15 protein-coding genes and 1 tRNA gene are annotated in these 17,165 nt (G+C 49.2%); 4 read left to right on the plus strand and 12 right to left on the minus strand.

The window, feature by feature from the left end; all coding sequences use genetic code 11:
* Positions 1 to 485 precede the first annotated feature (485 nt).
* From tnpA to nhaD, 8 genes are all read right to left on the minus strand, one after another.
* Complete coding sequence (gene tnpA / locus H6585_00790) at positions 486 to 923, minus strand: IS200/IS605 family transposase (GenBank protein ID MCB9446863.1); 438 nt, start codon at positions 921 to 923, stop codon at positions 486 to 488.
* A gap of 297 nt (positions 924 to 1,220) precedes the next feature.
* Positions 1,221 to 1,295: transfer RNA gene (locus H6585_00795), tRNA-Val, on the minus strand.
* A 151-nt stretch (positions 1,296 to 1,446) separates the two neighbouring features.
* Positions 1,447 to 1,764: an antibiotic biosynthesis monooxygenase gene (locus H6585_00800; GenBank protein MCB9446864.1), complete on the minus strand. Its 318-nt coding sequence runs from the start codon at positions 1,762 to 1,764 to the stop codon at positions 1,447 to 1,449.
* Between the two features lie 11 nt (positions 1,765 to 1,775).
* On the minus strand, positions 1,776 to 3,050 hold the full coding sequence (locus H6585_00805; protein MCB9446865.1) for a bifunctional folylpolyglutamate synthase/dihydrofolate synthase: 1,275 nt from the start codon (positions 3,048 to 3,050) through the stop codon (positions 1,776 to 1,778).
* Between the two features lie 192 nt (positions 3,051 to 3,242).
* Positions 3,243 to 4,022 carry a hypothetical protein gene (locus H6585_00810; protein MCB9446866.1) on the minus strand — a complete coding sequence of 260 codons (780 nt, stop codon included), beginning with the start codon at positions 4,020 to 4,022 and terminating at the stop codon, positions 3,243 to 3,245.
* Positions 4,023 to 4,024: 2 nt separating this feature from the next.
* Positions 4,025 to 4,423: a biopolymer transporter ExbD gene (locus H6585_00815; GenBank protein ID MCB9446867.1), complete on the minus strand. Its 399-nt coding sequence runs from the start codon at positions 4,421 to 4,423 to the stop codon at positions 4,025 to 4,027.
* A gap of 6 nt (positions 4,424 to 4,429) precedes the next feature.
* Positions 4,430 to 5,089: a MotA/TolQ/ExbB proton channel family protein gene (locus H6585_00820; protein MCB9446868.1), complete on the minus strand. Its 660-nt coding sequence runs from the start codon at positions 5,087 to 5,089 to the stop codon at positions 4,430 to 4,432.
* A gap of 235 nt (positions 5,090 to 5,324) precedes the next feature.
* On the minus strand, positions 5,325 to 6,710 hold the full coding sequence (nhaD, locus tag H6585_00825; GenBank protein ID MCB9446869.1) for a sodium:proton antiporter NhaD: 1,386 nt from the start codon (positions 6,708 to 6,710) through the stop codon (positions 5,325 to 5,327).
* 283 nt (positions 6,711 to 6,993) lie between these two features.
* Between nhaD and H6585_00830 the strand changes: the two genes are divergently transcribed.
* Positions 6,994 to 7,275, plus strand: a complete 282-nt coding sequence (locus H6585_00830) for a hypothetical protein (GenBank protein ID MCB9446870.1) — start codon at positions 6,994 to 6,996, stop codon at positions 7,273 to 7,275.
* A 44-nt stretch (positions 7,276 to 7,319) separates the two neighbouring features.
* Here H6585_00830 and H6585_00835 read toward each other — a convergent pair whose 3' ends face one another.
* Complete coding sequence (locus H6585_00835) at positions 7,320 to 8,393, minus strand: anhydro-N-acetylmuramic acid kinase (GenBank protein MCB9446871.1); 1,074 nt, start codon at positions 8,391 to 8,393, stop codon at positions 7,320 to 7,322.
* A gap of 154 nt (positions 8,394 to 8,547) precedes the next feature.
* On the opposite strand from H6585_00835, the gene H6585_00840 reads away from it, so the two are divergent.
* From H6585_00840 to H6585_00850, 3 genes are read left to right on the plus strand one after another with little or no spacing between them, the layout of a single operon-like run.
* Positions 8,548 to 9,690, plus strand: a complete 1,143-nt coding sequence (locus H6585_00840) for an acyl-CoA dehydrogenase (protein ID MCB9446872.1) — start codon at positions 8,548 to 8,550, stop codon at positions 9,688 to 9,690.
* Between the two features lie 37 nt (positions 9,691 to 9,727).
* Positions 9,728 to 12,061, plus strand: a complete 2,334-nt coding sequence (locus tag H6585_00845) for an SLBB domain-containing protein (protein ID MCB9446873.1) — start codon at positions 9,728 to 9,730, stop codon at positions 12,059 to 12,061.
* A 4-nt stretch (positions 12,062 to 12,065) separates the two neighbouring features.
* Positions 12,066 to 13,160: a hypothetical protein gene (locus tag H6585_00850; protein MCB9446874.1), complete on the plus strand. Its 1,095-nt coding sequence runs from the start codon at positions 12,066 to 12,068 to the stop codon at positions 13,158 to 13,160.
* Here the strand turns inward: H6585_00850 and H6585_00855 are convergent.
* The 3 genes from H6585_00855 to H6585_00865 all read right to left on the minus strand — a co-directional run bounded on the left by H6585_00855 (position 13,157) and on the right by H6585_00865 (position 17,040).
* Positions 13,157 to 14,404: a UDP-N-acetylmuramoyl-tripeptide--D-alanyl-D-alanine ligase gene (locus H6585_00855; GenBank protein MCB9446875.1), complete on the minus strand. Its 1,248-nt coding sequence runs from the start codon at positions 14,402 to 14,404 to the stop codon at positions 13,157 to 13,159. The two genes, H6585_00850 and H6585_00855, sit on opposite strands and share 4 nt — an antisense overlap.
* Before the next feature lie 168 nt (positions 14,405 to 14,572).
* On the minus strand, positions 14,573 to 16,018 hold the full coding sequence (locus tag H6585_00860) for an SUMF1/EgtB/PvdO family nonheme iron enzyme (protein MCB9446876.1): 1,446 nt from the start codon (positions 16,016 to 16,018) through the stop codon (positions 14,573 to 14,575).
* A 53-nt stretch (positions 16,019 to 16,071) separates the two neighbouring features.
* On the minus strand, positions 16,072 to 17,040 hold the full coding sequence (locus H6585_00865; protein ID MCB9446877.1) for a type IX secretion system membrane protein PorP/SprF: 969 nt from the start codon (positions 17,038 to 17,040) through the stop codon (positions 16,072 to 16,074).
* Between the last annotated feature and the right edge of the window lie 125 nt (positions 17,041 to 17,165).

Below are 17,165 nucleotides of genomic sequence, written 5' to 3' on the forward strand. Positions count from 1 at the left end.
ACGCCCTTTGCCACATAAGACATACAAGATACGTGTTTCTTGTATATGTATATTGTGAAAGGTAGCCCTTGGCTGTTGGTTATTGGCATACACCGGAACAACTAATCGCTAACCGCCAGGTTCCTGCAGCGGATGCTACAGAATAGCAAGACGAAGGTGCAACCTTCGCCTAACTGCATCGCCTACAAGCTACGGCAAACTTGAGAAGATGGGCTGGGCGCAATGATGAATGAAAGAATCCCAATGGGATTCAATGTTTATAGCAAACAGGAACGTAGGAAAATTGCACGACCCCGTTGGGGTCGCACGTCATCTTATCGGTGCAATCTTCTACAAACATTCAATGCCGTTGGCATTGGGTTCCGGCTCTCAGCGATACGTTTCTTCCTTTTTTGGAGTAGAGGATGTAGAAGTAGTAGGTCATGGGTACTAAACCACGTATGCACTAAAAGTGCATAGGTTGAAACATGGGACGAATGAAATTCTTATTCAAGGATAATGGTATTGTTGTCACTGTTTGATGGGCCCCTGTGATGTTCAAGATATTCCTGAACCAGGTCATCTGTGATGTTTCCGGTACTCCACACTCCATACCCTATCGCCCAGAAATGTTGGCCCCAATACCGTTTCCCAACCTCCGGAAATTCTTCCTGTAGACGGCGAGATGTTCTTCCTTTCAACCGTTTTACAATATTGCTGATGCTCTTAGATGGAGGGTATTCTATGTGCATATGAACATGATCTTTGCTGACAACACCTTTCAGGATTTTCACATCCTCCGCATCACAGATTTGCTTTATCAGGTCACGGCAACGCTTTTGAACATCGCCTTTCAAAACCTCATATCTATATTTGGTAACCCAAACCACATGCGCCGTCAGCCAAGACACCGTATGGCTACCTCGTCTTTGTTCATTACCCATTCACCAAATGTACGAAGCTGGGTAGCAACTGAAAGTCTTGCACTAAAAGTGCATAGTTTTAACTAGCGATTGGGACAATAAAAAAGGCTGATTCAAAAAATGAATCAGCCCTCTTGTTATCAATGTGGGAGCTGAGGGATTACTTTGTGATCCCTCGCGTCTCAGAACTGCAAATCAAAAGTCCGTCCTTCCAGTCCGGTTTTTGTTGGTACCCATATCTGCGCTCAAGCAGAGCTTGGCTTGATACAGGTATCAACAAAAAAACCACGCTTTGGGCGTGGCTTTTTGATTTGTCCGTGGGAGCTGAGGGATTCGAACCCCCGACCCTCTGCTTGTAAGGCAGATGCTCTGAACCAGCTGAGCTAAGCTCCCAAATATGTTATAGAACGATACTTTAATTTTTTTGGAAGCAGACTTCGAACCCGCGACTCTCCCGCCTGAAGCGGGATGCTCTGTGCTTCTAAAGCTAAGCTCCCATAAGGGGATGCAAATATAGATATAAATTCAAATTCCGCAAGTTTTGTCATTTTGAAAATTCACGGTCGTATTCCACCTTGCAGATGCGGATTTTGTAGTGCGTGTACCACTCCGTGCGGCCTCGTTGTTTGGCCACACCGTGGTCCATGTGCTTCCGCCACTTGTCAATCGCTTCCAGGTCGCGCCAGTAGCTCACCGCGATGCCCAGGCCATCCCGTGCCGCTTCCATGCCGAGGAAGCCGTCAATCTCTCCCGCAAGTTCCAGCAGGTGATCGTTGGTGGCGGCGTAGTCGGTGTCTACATCCGTGCGAAGGGATGTGAAGATCACAGCGTAGTAGGGTGGGGCAGGTGTGTTGACGATCATGTCGGTGGAGATTACAGCACTTCGGCCACCACGAAGATACTGCCTCCGACCAGAACCACATCTCCCGGTCCGGCATTTTTCCTGGCAACTTGCAGGGCGTCTTTCACCGTTGGGTAGGCTGAGGCATGAAGTCCTGCTTCTGTGAATGCCTTCAGCAATTCCTGTGCATCCATGGCCCGGGGAATTTGTGCCTGGCAGAGGTAGTAAGTGGCATGCGGGGGCAGCACGGGCAGCACATCCGCAACGGCTTTGTCTTTCACCGTGCCGAATACAAAGTGCAGGTGTTTGTGCGGAAGATGTTCCAACTCTTTTAGCGAAGCCCGGATGCCGTCTACGTTGTGCATGGCATCGGCGATCACTGTCGGGTTCTCTTTCTGCAACACCTGCCACCGTCCCAGCAGCGGGGCATGGTGCATCACGTTGCGGATGCCGGCCTCCACCTGATCTTGACTCAGTTGCCAATCCTTCTCCCGAAGCAGGGGAATCGTGGCCAGCACCGTTCGTACGTTGTCGCGCTGGTATCCGCCTCCGAGTCCGGGTGTGATGGTGTAGGTTTCGTTGTCTTGAGTGACGTACGTCCACGGCTGTGATGCTTCGGCTGGTCCTTCCACGGATGCATCCGCAAAGATCAGTGGGGCTGCACGTTCGGCGGCCACCTTCTCAAATACATGCCGGATATCCTCTTGCGTTTGTCCGACTACCACCGGCACTCCGGCTTTGATGATGCCTGCCTTTTCGCCGGCGATGGCTTCCAGGGTGTTTCCCAGGAATGCGGTGTGGTCCCACCCGATGTTGGTGATGACCGATACGTCGGGGTAGAGGATGTTGGTTGAATCGAGCCGTCCGCCCATGCCGGTTTCCACGATGGCGATGTCTACCTGTTCATCGGCGAAATATGAAAAGGCCATGGCCACGGTGATTTCAAAGAAGGAAGGTTGGAGTTCCTCCATGGTTTCGCGGATGTTCTCGGTGAAGCTCACCACAGCATCTTCGGGGATGTAGGCGCCGTTCACGCGGATGCGCTCGCGGAAGTCTTTCAGATGGGGCGATGTATACAATCCTGTTTTGTAACCGGCTTCCTGGAATACCGATGCCAGCATGTGCGACACGGACCCTTTGCCGTTGGTACCGGCGATGTGAATGCTGCGGAATTTTTTGTCGGGATGTCCGAGGTGTTCGCACAACACCATGATGTTGCCCATGTCGGCTTTGTAGGCGGCTGCACCGATGCGTTGGAAAGAAGGCAGGTGGCTGAACAGGTAATCCAATGTTTGTGCGTAGGTCATCACGCCGCAAAGTTGGTGTTTTACACCGAATTTACATCAATCGGTTTATGCCACGAAGGCACAAAGGCACAAACCGAGGTAAGAAGAATGCATTCTTTTTCTTGACGTCTTAGTGCCTTGGTGGCTTCCATCCGGTCGAACATAAATGTCTTCCATGTGGCAAGGTCACTTTCGCAGGAATCATGAACCTGATCAGCTAGGCTCGAATCGATATTTGAACTGACCTTTTTGTTGGGGGGGAGCACTATAGTCAGCGTTCCATTTCGACTTTAAAGCCGCTTCCCTGGCACGTTTGACCAGGCAGGGGTCTGTAGTGGTGGATTTGGACAACACCGGGTTGGCCCGGATGACGGTTCCGTCCTGGTTCACGATGATCTCCATCACAATCAATTCTATCGAGGCGCCAATGGGGCAATCAGTTTCTGGAAGGATCTTAGAGACCACTTTTCTATAATGACCATTTACAAAATCTCCTGGGGGACCATCTTTTTCATTAGAATCTGTTCCTTCCGGATCTCCCTGGTTGCCCGTTCCGGTGGTTTCCCCTTCACTGCCGCCGTTTTTCTGCTGATTCCTGGCTTTTTCCAGGGCTTTCTGCAGGGCGGTGCTCGGCTGAGGATCGGGTTCTTTCTCCACCGGTTTTGGGGTGGGCTTGGGGGTGGTTTTGGTTTGGGTGACTGGTGACGGTGTGGTTTGGGTTTGCACCTCTTCCGGTTGTGCTTCCGGTTGCGGGGATGTTGTGGCCGCTTCGGTTACTTCCTTCGGCTGGGTCTTTTCCTGTGTGGCGGGTGTTTCTTCCACATTGCCGAAACCATCTTCGGTTGTACCGAAGTCAACTTCAAGCACGATCTCTGGCGGCGGTGGCACCATGTAGTGCAATCCCCACAACAAAAACAAAAGCAGGAGCAGACCGTGTATGCCAAGGGTAACGAGCAGGCCTGTTCTTTCGCTATTTGTTGAGCTTACAGCCATGTTTATTTGTTCGGGGTTGTGGCCAGCACGAATTTATACTTGTGCTTGTTGGCGATGGTCATCACCTTCACGGCATTGTCAAGAGGTATCGACCGGTCGGCGTGCAACACTACCGATGCTTCCGGGTTTTTTGCCATGGCAGCCAGCAGCGCGGTTTCTAGTTGGCCTTCTGCCACCGGTTTTTTATCCACATAATACTTCAGGTCAGACGTAATGGTGATGGCCACATTCTCCACCCTTTTGGTGATTTTGGTGTCGTTGGATGGTAGGTCCACCCTCAGTGCATTGGTTGTGACCAGGGTGGACGTGAGCATGAAGAAAATGAGCAGCAGGAACACGATGTCCGTCATTGACGACATGCTGAATCCTACTTCTACCTTATTTCTCGACTTGATCGCCATGGTATATTATTTCGCAGGTTCGTGCAACACATCCAGGAATTCGATGGAACGGGCTTCCATCTTGTTCACCATTTTTTCCACGCGCGATACAAGGATGTTGTATCCTACATACGCAACAATTCCGATGGTGAGGCCGGCTGCCGTGGTAACCATGGCTTCATAAATACCGCCTGCGAGTGCATTCACCTCGATATTGGCACCCCCGGTAGCCATGTTATGGAAAGCGCGTATCATCCCGATTACCGTACCCAGGAAGCCCAGCATGGGGGCGGCACCGGCGATGGTGGCCATGGTGGCCAGTGTTTTTTCAAGTTTGAAGACTTCGAGGCGCGCCACGTTTTCGATGGCGGTGCTGATGTCGGACAAGGGGCGACCCAGGCGGGAAATCCCCTTTTCAATCATACGGGCGATGGGGTTGTCGGTGCGTTTGCAGAGTTCCTTGGCGGAATCCACCCGGCCGTCGTGGATGAAGTCGCGGATGTTGTTCATGAAGTGGGTGTCTTCATCCGACGCCTTGCGGATGGCCAGCATGCGTTCCACGAAAATGTAAACGGCCAGTAGGGAGAGGATCGCCAGCGGGATCATCACCCATCCGCCTTTCAGAAGCAGGGAGAAGATGCTCAGGGTCTTTTCTTCCTGTACCACATCGCCCATCCCCTCGGCCATGGTGTTTGCAGTTTCCGTGATTTGAAGCAACCAGATTGCCATACGCAACAAAGATTTTGGATTGAGTTTGCAGAAATTGGAATATGCTAAAATACGGCGGGACCTATGCCCGGTGGTCCCGGTCGCCTGGTATTTTTAAACACTGAATTGTTGATTTTAGTGTGATACGCGGTGATCGCAAAACAAAAAGCCCCGGATTCTTCCGGGGCTTTGGTAACAATTAAAATCAGGTTTTTCAGTGCATGGACTGCATCACGATGTAAGTGACCGCACCGGAAATATAACCGATGAAAGCCAGCCATGAAATCTTCTTCAGGTACCAGATGAAATCAATCTTCATGATGCCCATGATGGCCACACCTGCTGCGGATCCGATGATGAGGCAGCTGCCACCCGTACCTGCGCAGTATGCCAGGAATTCCCAAAAGGCATGGTCTACCGGATAGGCTTGTCCCTGCACATAGGGACCCAGGTCATACATTCCCATGGCACCGGCCACCAATGGTACGTTGTCAACCACAGAGGAAAGAAGTCCGATGATCATGTTGATTGCATAGATGTCGCCGACCGATTTTTCCAGGAAACCGGCAAGTGCCGTTAGGTGACCTGCAGATTGAAGCGCAGCCACTGCACTCAGGATTCCGAGAAAGAAGAAGATGGTGGGGATGTCTACTTTTTTCAACACACTGATAACGGTTTGCCCGGCTTTTTCTTCGGCCAGTTTGCCACGGTGCAGGATCTCGGTGGTGATCCACATCACACCCAGGCTCAGCAGCATGCCCATGAACGGGGGCAGGTGGGTGAAGGTTTTGAATACCGGCACGAACAGGAGTCCGCACACACCCATGATGAATACGATTTTTCTTTCGGACTGGCTGGTAGGGTCGTTGCCGTGGTCATCGTCGCCACCGATGGGTCGGGTGACATTGCCTTTCATATACAGGGATACGATCAGCATGGGCACCAGCAGGCATACGAGTGACGGAGCCAGCAGCATCAGGATGATGTTCATGGCAGTTACCTGTCCGCCGATCCACAGCATGATGGTGGTAACGTCACCGATGGGCGACCAGGCGCCACCCGCATTGGCTGCAAGCACTACCATGCCGGCAAAAATCCAGAGGTCTTCTTTGTCTTTCATCAATTTTCTCAGCAATGCTGACATCACAATGGCTGTGGTCAGGTTATCGAGCAGGGCGGAGAAAAAGAAAGTGAGTATGCTGATGATCCAAAGCAGTTTCACCTTGTTGGTGGTGCGTACCCGGTCGGTGATCAGGCGGAAACCTTCGTGGGCATCCACCACTTCAACAATGGTCATGGCACCCAGCAGGAAGAACAGGATGCTGGCGATCTCCGCCACGTGTTCCAACAACTGGTATTCGGCGATGTAATGGATGATGGTTTCATGGTGATCCATTGACTTCCCGCCTTCGCTGAACAGTTCGAGCAAGGTGGCGGGGATCTGGTCATAATGCACGATGCCTTCCGCTCCGAGGATGTAAATCGTCCAGCACAGTACGCCCGTGATCAGGGCAGATGCGGCTTTGTCAATCTTCAACGGATGCTCCAGGGCAATGGCTGCATAACCCAGAACAAATACCAACACCATTAGAATATACATAGCGTAGTTGTTAGATAGTTTATGCCCGCAAATGTAACAAAGCTGGTGATAAGTTCACCCCGGAACATCGGAACGGGTTGTGTTTCCGTGCCGGTTGGTTGCCGGATCGGGTTTCTCCGGGGGCGTTGAATCCTGAGAATTCATTGTTGGGAGGTATATAAGGGTTATTGATCGCCATGAAAAAGGGGATGGTAGAATTGCTTGGGTTTTTTTTGAAAAGAGCGTTTTTTTGCAAAAATTTGTAAGACATGGGCAGTGCCCATTGTATGGAACTGTAAACACAATGAAAAAAGGAAGCAACAACAAGCCAAGCGGTAAAGCCGCAAAAAAGGTAAAGGGCGACGAAGAACTCGACCTGCCCAAGAAAGCCCGGATGGAAGACGATGATGAGGATGACGAAAATTTCATGGATGACGATGACGATGACTTCGAAGCAAGCTATGAGGAAGAAGAGGAAGACGAAGAGGAGAATGAGGAGGAAGATCGCATTCAGTATCTCTCCGACGACGAGCTGTTAGGATTTGACGAAAACTACTCGGAAGAGATGGATTTCGACGATTATTGATCCGACTACAATCTGGTTTTACCCGAGAGGCAGGTTCCGCAAGGTCACCTGCCTTTCTTATCTCCGGATATCAATATGCCGGAAGAACTGTCGCGCCTGCCACCTGTGACAGATTGCAATACGTTGACCTCTCCGTGCATCCTGAGTACCCCCAGGAAAGCGAATACAATGGCTTCCTTGAAGTTGATCAGCTCATCGGTTCCTTTCTCCACCCTGTTCGGCAGCATGCGGTTGAGTTCTTCCATCAGGAATGAATTGTATGCACCGCCGCCGGTCACCAGGATTTTACCCGCGGGTACTTCAGAACTGCTACCGGCCAGTTGTGCAACCAGGTACCTCATGTAGGTAGCCGCCCGATCTGCAGCAGTGATCTCTTTCCGGTCTATCAATGGCCCTATAGATTGCTGATACCATTCCCGTCCGAGGGATTTGCCTTGTGTCTGGGAGAGGTTGTTCAATGCATCCAGCAATGAATGATTGATTCGGCCGGATCGTGCGAGTTGTCCGTTCTCATCATATGGCTGTCCATGCTCCCCGGCAAGTGCATTGAACACGACGTTGCAAGCCGTAATGTCGAATGCCATCCTGTTACCCTTCTTTTCATAGGAAATATTGGCGAAGCCGCCCAGGTTCAGGCAGGCTGCATATGATCCGAACAACAGCCGGTCGCCAATGGGAACAAGCGGAGCTCCCTGTCCACCCAAAGCAACGTCTAATGACCGGAAATCACAGGCTACGGTGCAACCGGTTACCGCCGCGATTTCATTTCCATTCCCTACCTGCCAATTCATCCCCATACCGGGCTCGTGGAATAGGGTGTGACCGTGAGATGCGATGATGTCTATGGACGTGCCCTGGCGTTGTATGAACGAAAGGCACAATTGACCGAGCCACTTCCCGTAAGACCTGTCTAATAGCATCAAGTCCCTGCCTCCGAGCGCATGTGCGGTTGACAACCGGTTTGCCCATTCATCAGGGTACCGTTCAGTTTCGGCAGCTAGGAGATCATATTGCCAACCGGTAGGGTTTCGTTCGAACCGGCATAGTGCCAGGTCTACGCCATCGAGTGACGTTCCGGACATCAGTCCCAGACCAAGAACCGTTTGATTTTTTTCCATTTTTGAGGGTGTGCGTGAACCGGCTACATGCCCGAAAATACCGGGATGCAGGGCGATTGCTGTGATCTGCGCAGAAATGTGTAGTATTGCATGGGATAAAAAGCTACTTTTGCTTCCCTTAATTCGCTAATAATCAATACAATTATAAGGATTTATGGAATTCAATCTCACCGAAGAGCAATTGATGATACGTCAGGCTGCCAGGGATTTTGCGCAGGAAGAGCTGAAACCCGGCGTCATAGAAAGGGATGAGCACCAGAAGTTTCCTGCAGAACAGGTGAAGAAATTGGGAGAACTTGGATTTCTTGGAATGATGGTGGATCCGAAGTACGGTGGAAGCGGACTGGATGCCATTTCTTATGTATTGGCTATGGAAGAGATTTCCAAGGTGGATGCCTCGGCTTCGGTGGTGATGTCAGTAAACAACTCGTTGGTTTGCTGGGGCCTTGAAGAATATGGTTCTGAAGAACAAAAACAGAAGTACCTCGTGCCCCTGGCCAAGGGGGAAAAAATCGGAGCCTTTTGTCTGTCGGAACCGGAAGCAGGCTCGGATGCCACCAGCCAGCGAACCACTGCAGAAGATAAGGGAGATCATTACCTGCTGAACGGTACCAAGAACTGGATCACCAACGGCGGTACCGCATCTACCTATCTGGTCATTGCACAGACACGCCCTGAAGACGGTCATCGTGGCATCAACGCTTTGATTGTTGAAAAAGGAATGCCTGGTTTTGAGATCGGTCCGAAGGAAAACAAACTGGGCATCCGTGGCTCTGATACACATTCGTTGATGTTTACCGATGTGAAGGTTCCCAAGGAGAACCGGATCGGAGAAGATGGGTTCGGTTTTAAATTTGCGATGAAAACCCTGGAAGGTGGGCGCATAGGAATTGCAGCACAGGCTTTGGGAATTGCATCGGGTGCATATGAACTGGCCCTCACTTATTCCAAGGAAAGAAAAGCATTCGGTACAGAAATCAGCAAGCACCAGGCCATCCAGTTTAAGTTGGCAGATATGGCTACAGAAATAGAGGCAGCCAGATTGCTCTGCCTGAAAGCAGCGTGGATGAAAGACACCGGTAACGATTATTCACTGGCCGGGTCAATGGCCAAATTATTCGCATCGCGCGTAGCCATGGAAACCACCGTTGAAGCGGTCCAAGTTCATGGCGGATATGGATTTGTGAAGGAGTATCACGTGGAACGACTGATGCGTGATGCCAAGATCACCCAAATCTACGAGGGTACTTCGGAAATCCAGAAAATTGTGATTTCTCGTTCAGTATTGAAAGGTTAATTTGAACGATTCCGGTAAGGTGCCGGTAATACGCACTATGAAAGGAAAAATAGCAACCCTGCTGTCTGTCGGCGTCATGCTGGCGATGGGAACCGTACATGCACAGGTGGACAACATTCCATCAGGTGGCATAAACAAAGCGGAAGTGTATGCCAAGTTGAAAGAAGCCGGGATGAGCGACGAGCAGATCCTGGAATACTATCGGAACCGACAGTCTCCCGGTTCAGGCGATTCATCGAAATCTGCCAACGATTACTTCCGGATTGAGTCACCCGATACCATGCTGCAAAAGGCCACCAGTGCCCTGGGGGATATGGACTCGCTGGATATACGGGAACAGAAAGACAGTCTGCCTTATGGTTTTAACCTCTTCCGCAATGGTAACCTGGGATACTACAATAAAAACCGTGAGATCAATGCCCCGGATGACTATGTGCTGAATGCAGGTGATGAGATTGGAATTTCTGTGTGGGGTTTTAGTGACTTCAGCGCCGTGCTTCGGATTGAGAAGGACGGATACGTGAACCATAAACTGTTGGGCAGGGTCTATCTGAAAGACCTGACCTATGCCCAGGCACGCAAGGTGTTGGCCAGTCAACTGAACCGCAGACTGGATCTTAAGAATTCGGAAATGGCGATTTCATTGGCAACAGCCCGCACCATCAGCGTTCACATTGTGGGTGAGGTTGAAAACCCGGGAACGTATAGCATCAGTGCATTGAATTCAAGTATCCTTGCGTTGAATGCTGCGGGCGGACCAACGGTTAGCGGAAGTCTTCGGAATATCATGGTGCGAAGGAACGGAATCAATGTTGATTCTTTGGATATCTATCAGTTTCTGATGGATCCGGGTAAACAAAAAGCCATTTACCTGCAAGAGAACGATTTCCTTTTCGTACCCGTGGTGGGCAGATCCATCACTGTGCAGGGAGAGGTACATCGGCCCCAAACCTATGAGATCAAGGGCAACGAAAATATTCTGGATGCGATCCGCTTCGCCGGGGATTTTAAGGCAAAGGCTTATCGTACATACATTTCCTTGAGCCGGGTGCAGAACAATGAGCAGGTGCTTATCAGCATACCCCTTGATTCAATCAAAGCAAATCCGGAGGCTTTTCAGCTGCATGACGGAGACCAATTGATTGTGAACCCGATTAAGGATGGTTACGTGAACAATGTAAAGGCCATAGGTGGCTTCAAAGTCCCCGGAGATTACGAAGTAAAAGAAGGTGACCGGGTTTCTGACCTTCTGAGAAAAACCGGTGGATTGCATGCAGATGCCTATTCGGACCGCTCGTACCTGATCCGCCTGGATTCGGATTATGTTCGTAAATACATATCATTGAATCTGGATGCTATTCTGAAAAACCCTGGTGGGGCCGATGACATTCCATTGCGGGGCAGGGATGAGGTGATTGTGCTGAGCAACCTCGATTTTGAAGACGATCTTCAGGTGGAAGTGTTCGGGGCGGTTCGTAATCCCGGTAAATATATATTCGGTGCCGGTTTGTCCCTCAAGGATGTCATTCTGATGTCAGGGGGACTGAAAAACGAAGCGGTTAATCAACGGATTGAAATCTTCAGGGTGGTGGATTACAAAACCGAGAACAATAGGGTGGTTCCTGTGAAGGCGGTGGTTAACACAGTGGCGGTAGCCGGTAACCTGAGCCTTGGGCAACATGATGAAGATTACAGGCTTCAACCGTTTGATGAGATTTTTGTGCGTACGAATCCCGACTTTGTGCCACCGCAGAATGTGGTGCTGGCTGGTGAGGTGATGTATCCGGGAACCTATGCGCTTTTGAGAAAGGATGAATCGGTTGCGGAAGTGATTAAGCGTGCCGGTGGTTTGCGTGATTATGCATTTACCAAAGGGGTAAGGATGTACCGCAGCACAGATAGCCTGGGTACTGTTTTTCTTGACCTGGTTACGGCGTTGAAGCGCCCCAACTCCCGTTACAACCTGATATTGCATGACGGAGATTCCATCCACATTCCAAAAACCCTTGATCTGATCCATATCTCCGGCGCAATTGGCAACACGTTGGACAAGTCCATCAGTGCACCGTTTATGGGGAGAAGGGCCAATTATTATATCCGGAAGTTTGCGGGCGGTTTCAATGAGAACAGTCTCAAACGTGCGACATTTGTTCAGTATCCCAATGGAATTGAAAGAAAACCGGTGAACTTCGGGCTCTTTAAGATATATCCCCGGGTTGTTCGTGGGTCAAGGATTGTGGTGAAAAGGAAGCCACAAATTATTGAAGAGGAACGCAAACCAACCGATTGGAACAAGGTGATCGAAAATTTCACGATCAAGGCCACGGGTGTGCTTACCCTATGGATCCTGATCGATCGCGTCGCTAATTAATGCTATGTCGCAAGAACAACGTGTGAACGATGAAATCTCCTTGAAGGAGATTGCTCATAAGATATCAGGGTTCTGGAAGGAATTGCTGCGAAAGTGGCTGATTGTTGTCGTCTGTGCGTTGGGGTTTGGTGCGTTGGGGTTTGTCTATGCGTTGATCAATCCGCCCAATTATACGGCTACTCTTTCCTTTATCATTGATGATTCCCAGGCAAACGGAGTACTGGCCAAATATTCTTCTCTGATGAATCAGTTCGGTTTGAACATGGGTTTGGGTGGGGAGTCTGCAATCAGTGAGGATAACATCTCGGAATTGATCAAATCCAGGCACATAGTGCAGAATGCCCTTATGAAACATGCGTGGATCAATGGAGAGCAAATGACGTTGGCGGATGGCTTGCTGCAATCATTCAATTGGAAACAGAAGTGGGCGGAAGATAAGAACGCAGACCCTGGGTTGCAGGAGTTGGTGTTTGCGAATTTTATAGATCAACCTAATTCAAGGTTGGCAGATAGTGTTATGACATTGATGTACGAAAGGATCAGGCATAAAATACTTACCGTTGAAAAGCCCAATGCACAAGCCAATATTCTGCTCATAACTTGTGTTTCTAAGAGTCCTGATTTTGCGAAAAATTTTGCAGAGTCCTTGATTGAAGCTGTATCGGAATACTACATCGGCAATAAAACCCAGAAGACCAGGAAGACTTTAAAGTATATTGAGGACCGTGCAGATTCGGTCAGAAATGCACTAGCCTCTGCTGAAGCTCAACTGGCCAAATGGGAGGACTCAAATAAATTGATTCAAAAGGCTGAAGGGTTTCTGGCTGAAATACGTTTAAGAAGGGAAGTAAGTATTCTGAACGTGATGTACGCCGAAATTGTCAAGAATCTAGAAATGACCAAAATGGTTCTTTTGGACCAAACGCCCGTTATTCAGGTGATAGACGTTCCGGTGCCGCCACTTGATTCCTCTGAATTATCCGAGTGGGCTGGCGTTTTGCTGGGTTTGATCTTTGGTGGTTTATTGGCATCCTGCTGGATCATCATTCGAAAGATCTACCTGGATGCCATACATGGTAGTGAACCGAAGGCCTCTTAAACCACCTCAACCATTGCTTCCAATCCCATTTTTCTTGAACCTTTGATGAGGATCAGCGCCTTGTTTATTGGATGGGTCAGGATCCATTCCTTGGCAGCCTGGGTCGTTTCAAATACATGAAACGGCAGGTGGTTTGCTACTGACCGGAAAAGGGGGCCCACTAAAACCACGTTTTTCATTCTCTTTTCCTGAAGCAGGTGAAGGATATGGGTGTGTTCCTGTAATGCCCGGTCACCGAGTTCCAGCATATCGCCAAGAAATACCCAGGTATTCGGATGACGCTGCATGTTAAGAGACTCCAAAGCAGCCTGCATGCTACTGGGGTTGGCATTATAAGCGTCCAGGATAACAGTATTGGTCTCTGTTTTGATGATTTGTGACCGATTGTTGGTTGGGATGTAGCTAGATAATGCGGTGTGTATCTCGCTGACATCAACCTGAAAGTGATGCCCGATGGCGATGGCCGCAAGAATGTTGGATAGGTTGTATGCACCGGTTAGATGAGTACCGGTGTGATGATGCTCTCCGTTTAAGACCCATTCCACATGTAATTTTAAATCGTCGGATGGCTGAATGCTGCCCTGTATTACGGACTGGTTTCCTCCAAACGTGATGCGCGATAAAGTTTCACTCGCATGCATAAGGGTATCATCCTGTGCATTTACAAAACACGTCCCCTGATGCGAGCGCAGGTAGTCATACATCTCGCTTTTTGCTTTCAGTACACCCTCCGGACTGCCGAACCCTTCAAGATGTGCAAAGCCTATATTGGTAATGAGACCATACCCTGGTTCGGCTATTTCACATAGTGTTTTGATCTCACCGATGTGGTTTGCTCCCATCTCAATGATTGCAAACTCAGTTTCTTGTTTCAGTCTTAGCAATGTCAGCGGTACACCAATGTGATTGTTAAGATTTCCGACTGTGGCCAGGGTATTCCATTTGCGTGATATCACTTCGTAAATCAGTTCTTTGCTGGTAGTTTTGCCATTGGAGCCGGTGATGGCGAGAACAGGAATGTTAAACTGCCTCCGATGGTGCCTTGCCAGATCTTGTAGCGTAGTAAGCACGTTGGTAACAACCAGGTAGGAATTCCCTGAAGCCACTTTGGGGTCGTCGACTACTGCCAGTGAACATCCACCTGATATCGCTTTGGCGGCGTATTGATTGCCATCAAAGCGGTCACCTTTTAGAGCAAAGAATATGGATCCAGGGATAATCTGGCGTGTGTCAGTGCAGATCATAGGATGTTCAAGGAACTGATTGTACAGCCGGAGCAGATCTGGGTGGGTCATGGTTTATGCAAATGAATGGGGAATATACATATTTCCCACCCGTTTTGGTTGATGCGAGCAGATACAAAAAAACGGCATCTCTTTTCAGGGATGCCGTTTTCTTCACAATAGAAAATATTATCTGCCGTAGGGTGTACCACCAAATCCGGTAGGACTTCCTACCCTGTGCATGGCGCAGCGGAAACCAAGCGTTGCTGCTGATTGGTTTTCATCCAGATATCTCCTGGTTCCGGGTACCAGCCAATACTGACGGTCTCTCCACGAACCACCTTTAAATACGCGGGCCTTGTCATTTAGCATGGAAGCCACACCGTAGTTGTAGGTAACTTCGCTTTCCTCGTCCCCGTCAAGGTAGTTGATATTATCAGCGACGCGGTAGTTCCGACGGTTGCTAAGATTATCATCCTTTTCATTCACTTCACGTTGGATGACGCGACCAAGACTATCCTTTTCAGCAATGAATCCGTCTTCGTCGCGAAGCTGTGTTTTGAATACGTTTCCACGGAAAGCACGGAATTCATCCTGGTCTTCAAGAGAAAGGGGACGATAGACATCCATCACCCATTCACTTACGTTACCTGGCATGTTGTACAGGCCATAATCGTTGGGCCAATAAGAGTGAACAGGTGAGGTAACGTCCGCATTGTCATTCAGGTATCCTGCTACACCCATCATATCACCACGGCCGCGAACGAAGTTGGCAAGGAACAATCCTTTGTATCGTTCATCCGGATTACGAGCCATGTGGCCATTCCACGGATAGAGTCGCCGTTCTGTAACACGCTCCCATACAGTGTTTCCGATCAGGCCCAAAGCTGCGTATTCCCATTCGGCTTCTGTTGGCAAGCGATACCTCGGGAGCAGGATTCCATCTTCCATGCGTACTTTGCGCAAATCCTTGTTTGGATCCAAGTCGGTCAGCAGATCATTCACAAGACCTTCATATTGACCAGCCAGGTACGCATCCGTGTTAAAGTTGTCTTCGTTAATCTGGTCAGGATTGGTTTTCAGGATACCTTCACGTATCATGATCATTTCATTTACGCGGTCAGTACGCCATGCGCAAAAGTCGCTTGCCTGAACCCAACTTACACCTACCACAGGATAAAAATGATAGGCCGGATGGCGCAGGTAAAGTTCTACGTAGGGTTCGTTGTAAGCGAGTCTTTCACGCCAAACGAGGGTATCCGGCAAACGGCTTTTTATCACTTCAGGGTAGTCCATACCGAAGACGCGGTTTGACCACCACAGATACTCGAGCCAGTGTATGTTTGCCACTTCCGTTTCGTCCATATAAAAGGACGATACTGTAGTTCTTCGTGGTATGTTATCCCAATCGTAGACGAAATCTTGTTCAACACGGCCGAAAACAAATGTTCCGCCTTCAATCAGCACGAGCCCTGGTCCGGTTTCTTGTTCTTCGTAATAAACAACTTCAAAACCGCCATTTTTGGGATCGTTGTAGTTCCAGCCTGTAGCTGAAGACTTCTCCTTTCCGCAGGAAGCCAGCATCAGCGCCCCCAATGCGCATGCGAATCCCGAAAACACTTGTCTCCTGTTCATGGCTTACTTGATTTGATTAACCTTCCTTTTAAAGTGAGTGGTAAGTAAATTAACTAGAATGAAGGACAGCTTATTGTCCTGAATTTCCGTTTTTTAGGCCTGCATTCGAATTGAAGCTGGAAACTAAACTCGTGCGCTCCCGCCGTGGCGTTGCTTAATTTCGAAATGGTCACATCGTAGCTATATCCGAACTTAACAATACCCTCCTGGAATCCGAGCACCAGGATCAATGCGTCTCTTTCTATGATGCGCGACCAGAGGCCGGCCACCAAAGGACCCTTACTCAGGTACAGGCCAAGGTTCAATTGTTTGAAGTCTCCTTGTTTCTGAAATAGGATGTTTGGTGAAATGGAAGACTCTTCGCCACGGTCCATCGGAAGCAAGGCTCCGGCGTGGGCCGTGTATTTCATTGGAAGTTTACTGGATCCGGAGGTAATGAAGGCCTCATCGGGTTCTGTCAGGTGATGGGCCGCGAAGCCAAAGAAATATTTCTTGGAATATCCCAGAATTCCAGCAGAGAAGTCTATGTAACCACGGCTATCCGGAGGCCGCGTTTCGTTCGTTGATAAAACAAAACCATATTTCGGATCAATCTGATCTCCGAAGTTCAGCTTGTCCCAATCAATCTTGCGTTGGATGTACATACCCTGGAAGCCCACCTTGACGGAAAACTGCCGGCTGATATTGAGTTGGTATGAATACATCCCCGCAAAATGGGTCACATTATACGTCGCCTGACCGGCTTTGTCATTCAGTACCAGTAACCCTAATCCTCCCTGCAACACGTCGATGTGTTGGTCATAAGAGGCACTGTAAGTGACGTAGGTTCCTGAAATGGCAGGCCATTGATTGCGATAGTTCATAATGATACGCGGACATCTGCCTGTACCTGCAAAAGCAGGATTGAGATAGAGGGGGTTGGCGTAGAACTGGGTAAACTCGGGATCCTGGGCGAATACCTTACTGGTAGGTAAGGCGCCAAGAAAGCCAATGAGACACAGCAACACAGAAAGTTTTTTCATAACAGCTTTGTTCTCAAGAAGTACTTCCAACGGACTAAACAAAAATAAGTTTCAGAGTTATGCACTCCCAACACAATATACAAATGTAGACCTAATTTTCCTAATAGTCAATGTTCTGTATTTTT

Source organism: Flavobacteriales bacterium, from assembly GCA_020635855.1.
In the GTDB taxonomy this organism is placed as follows: Bacteria; Bacteroidota; Bacteroidia; order JACJYZ01; family JACJYZ01; genus JACJYZ01.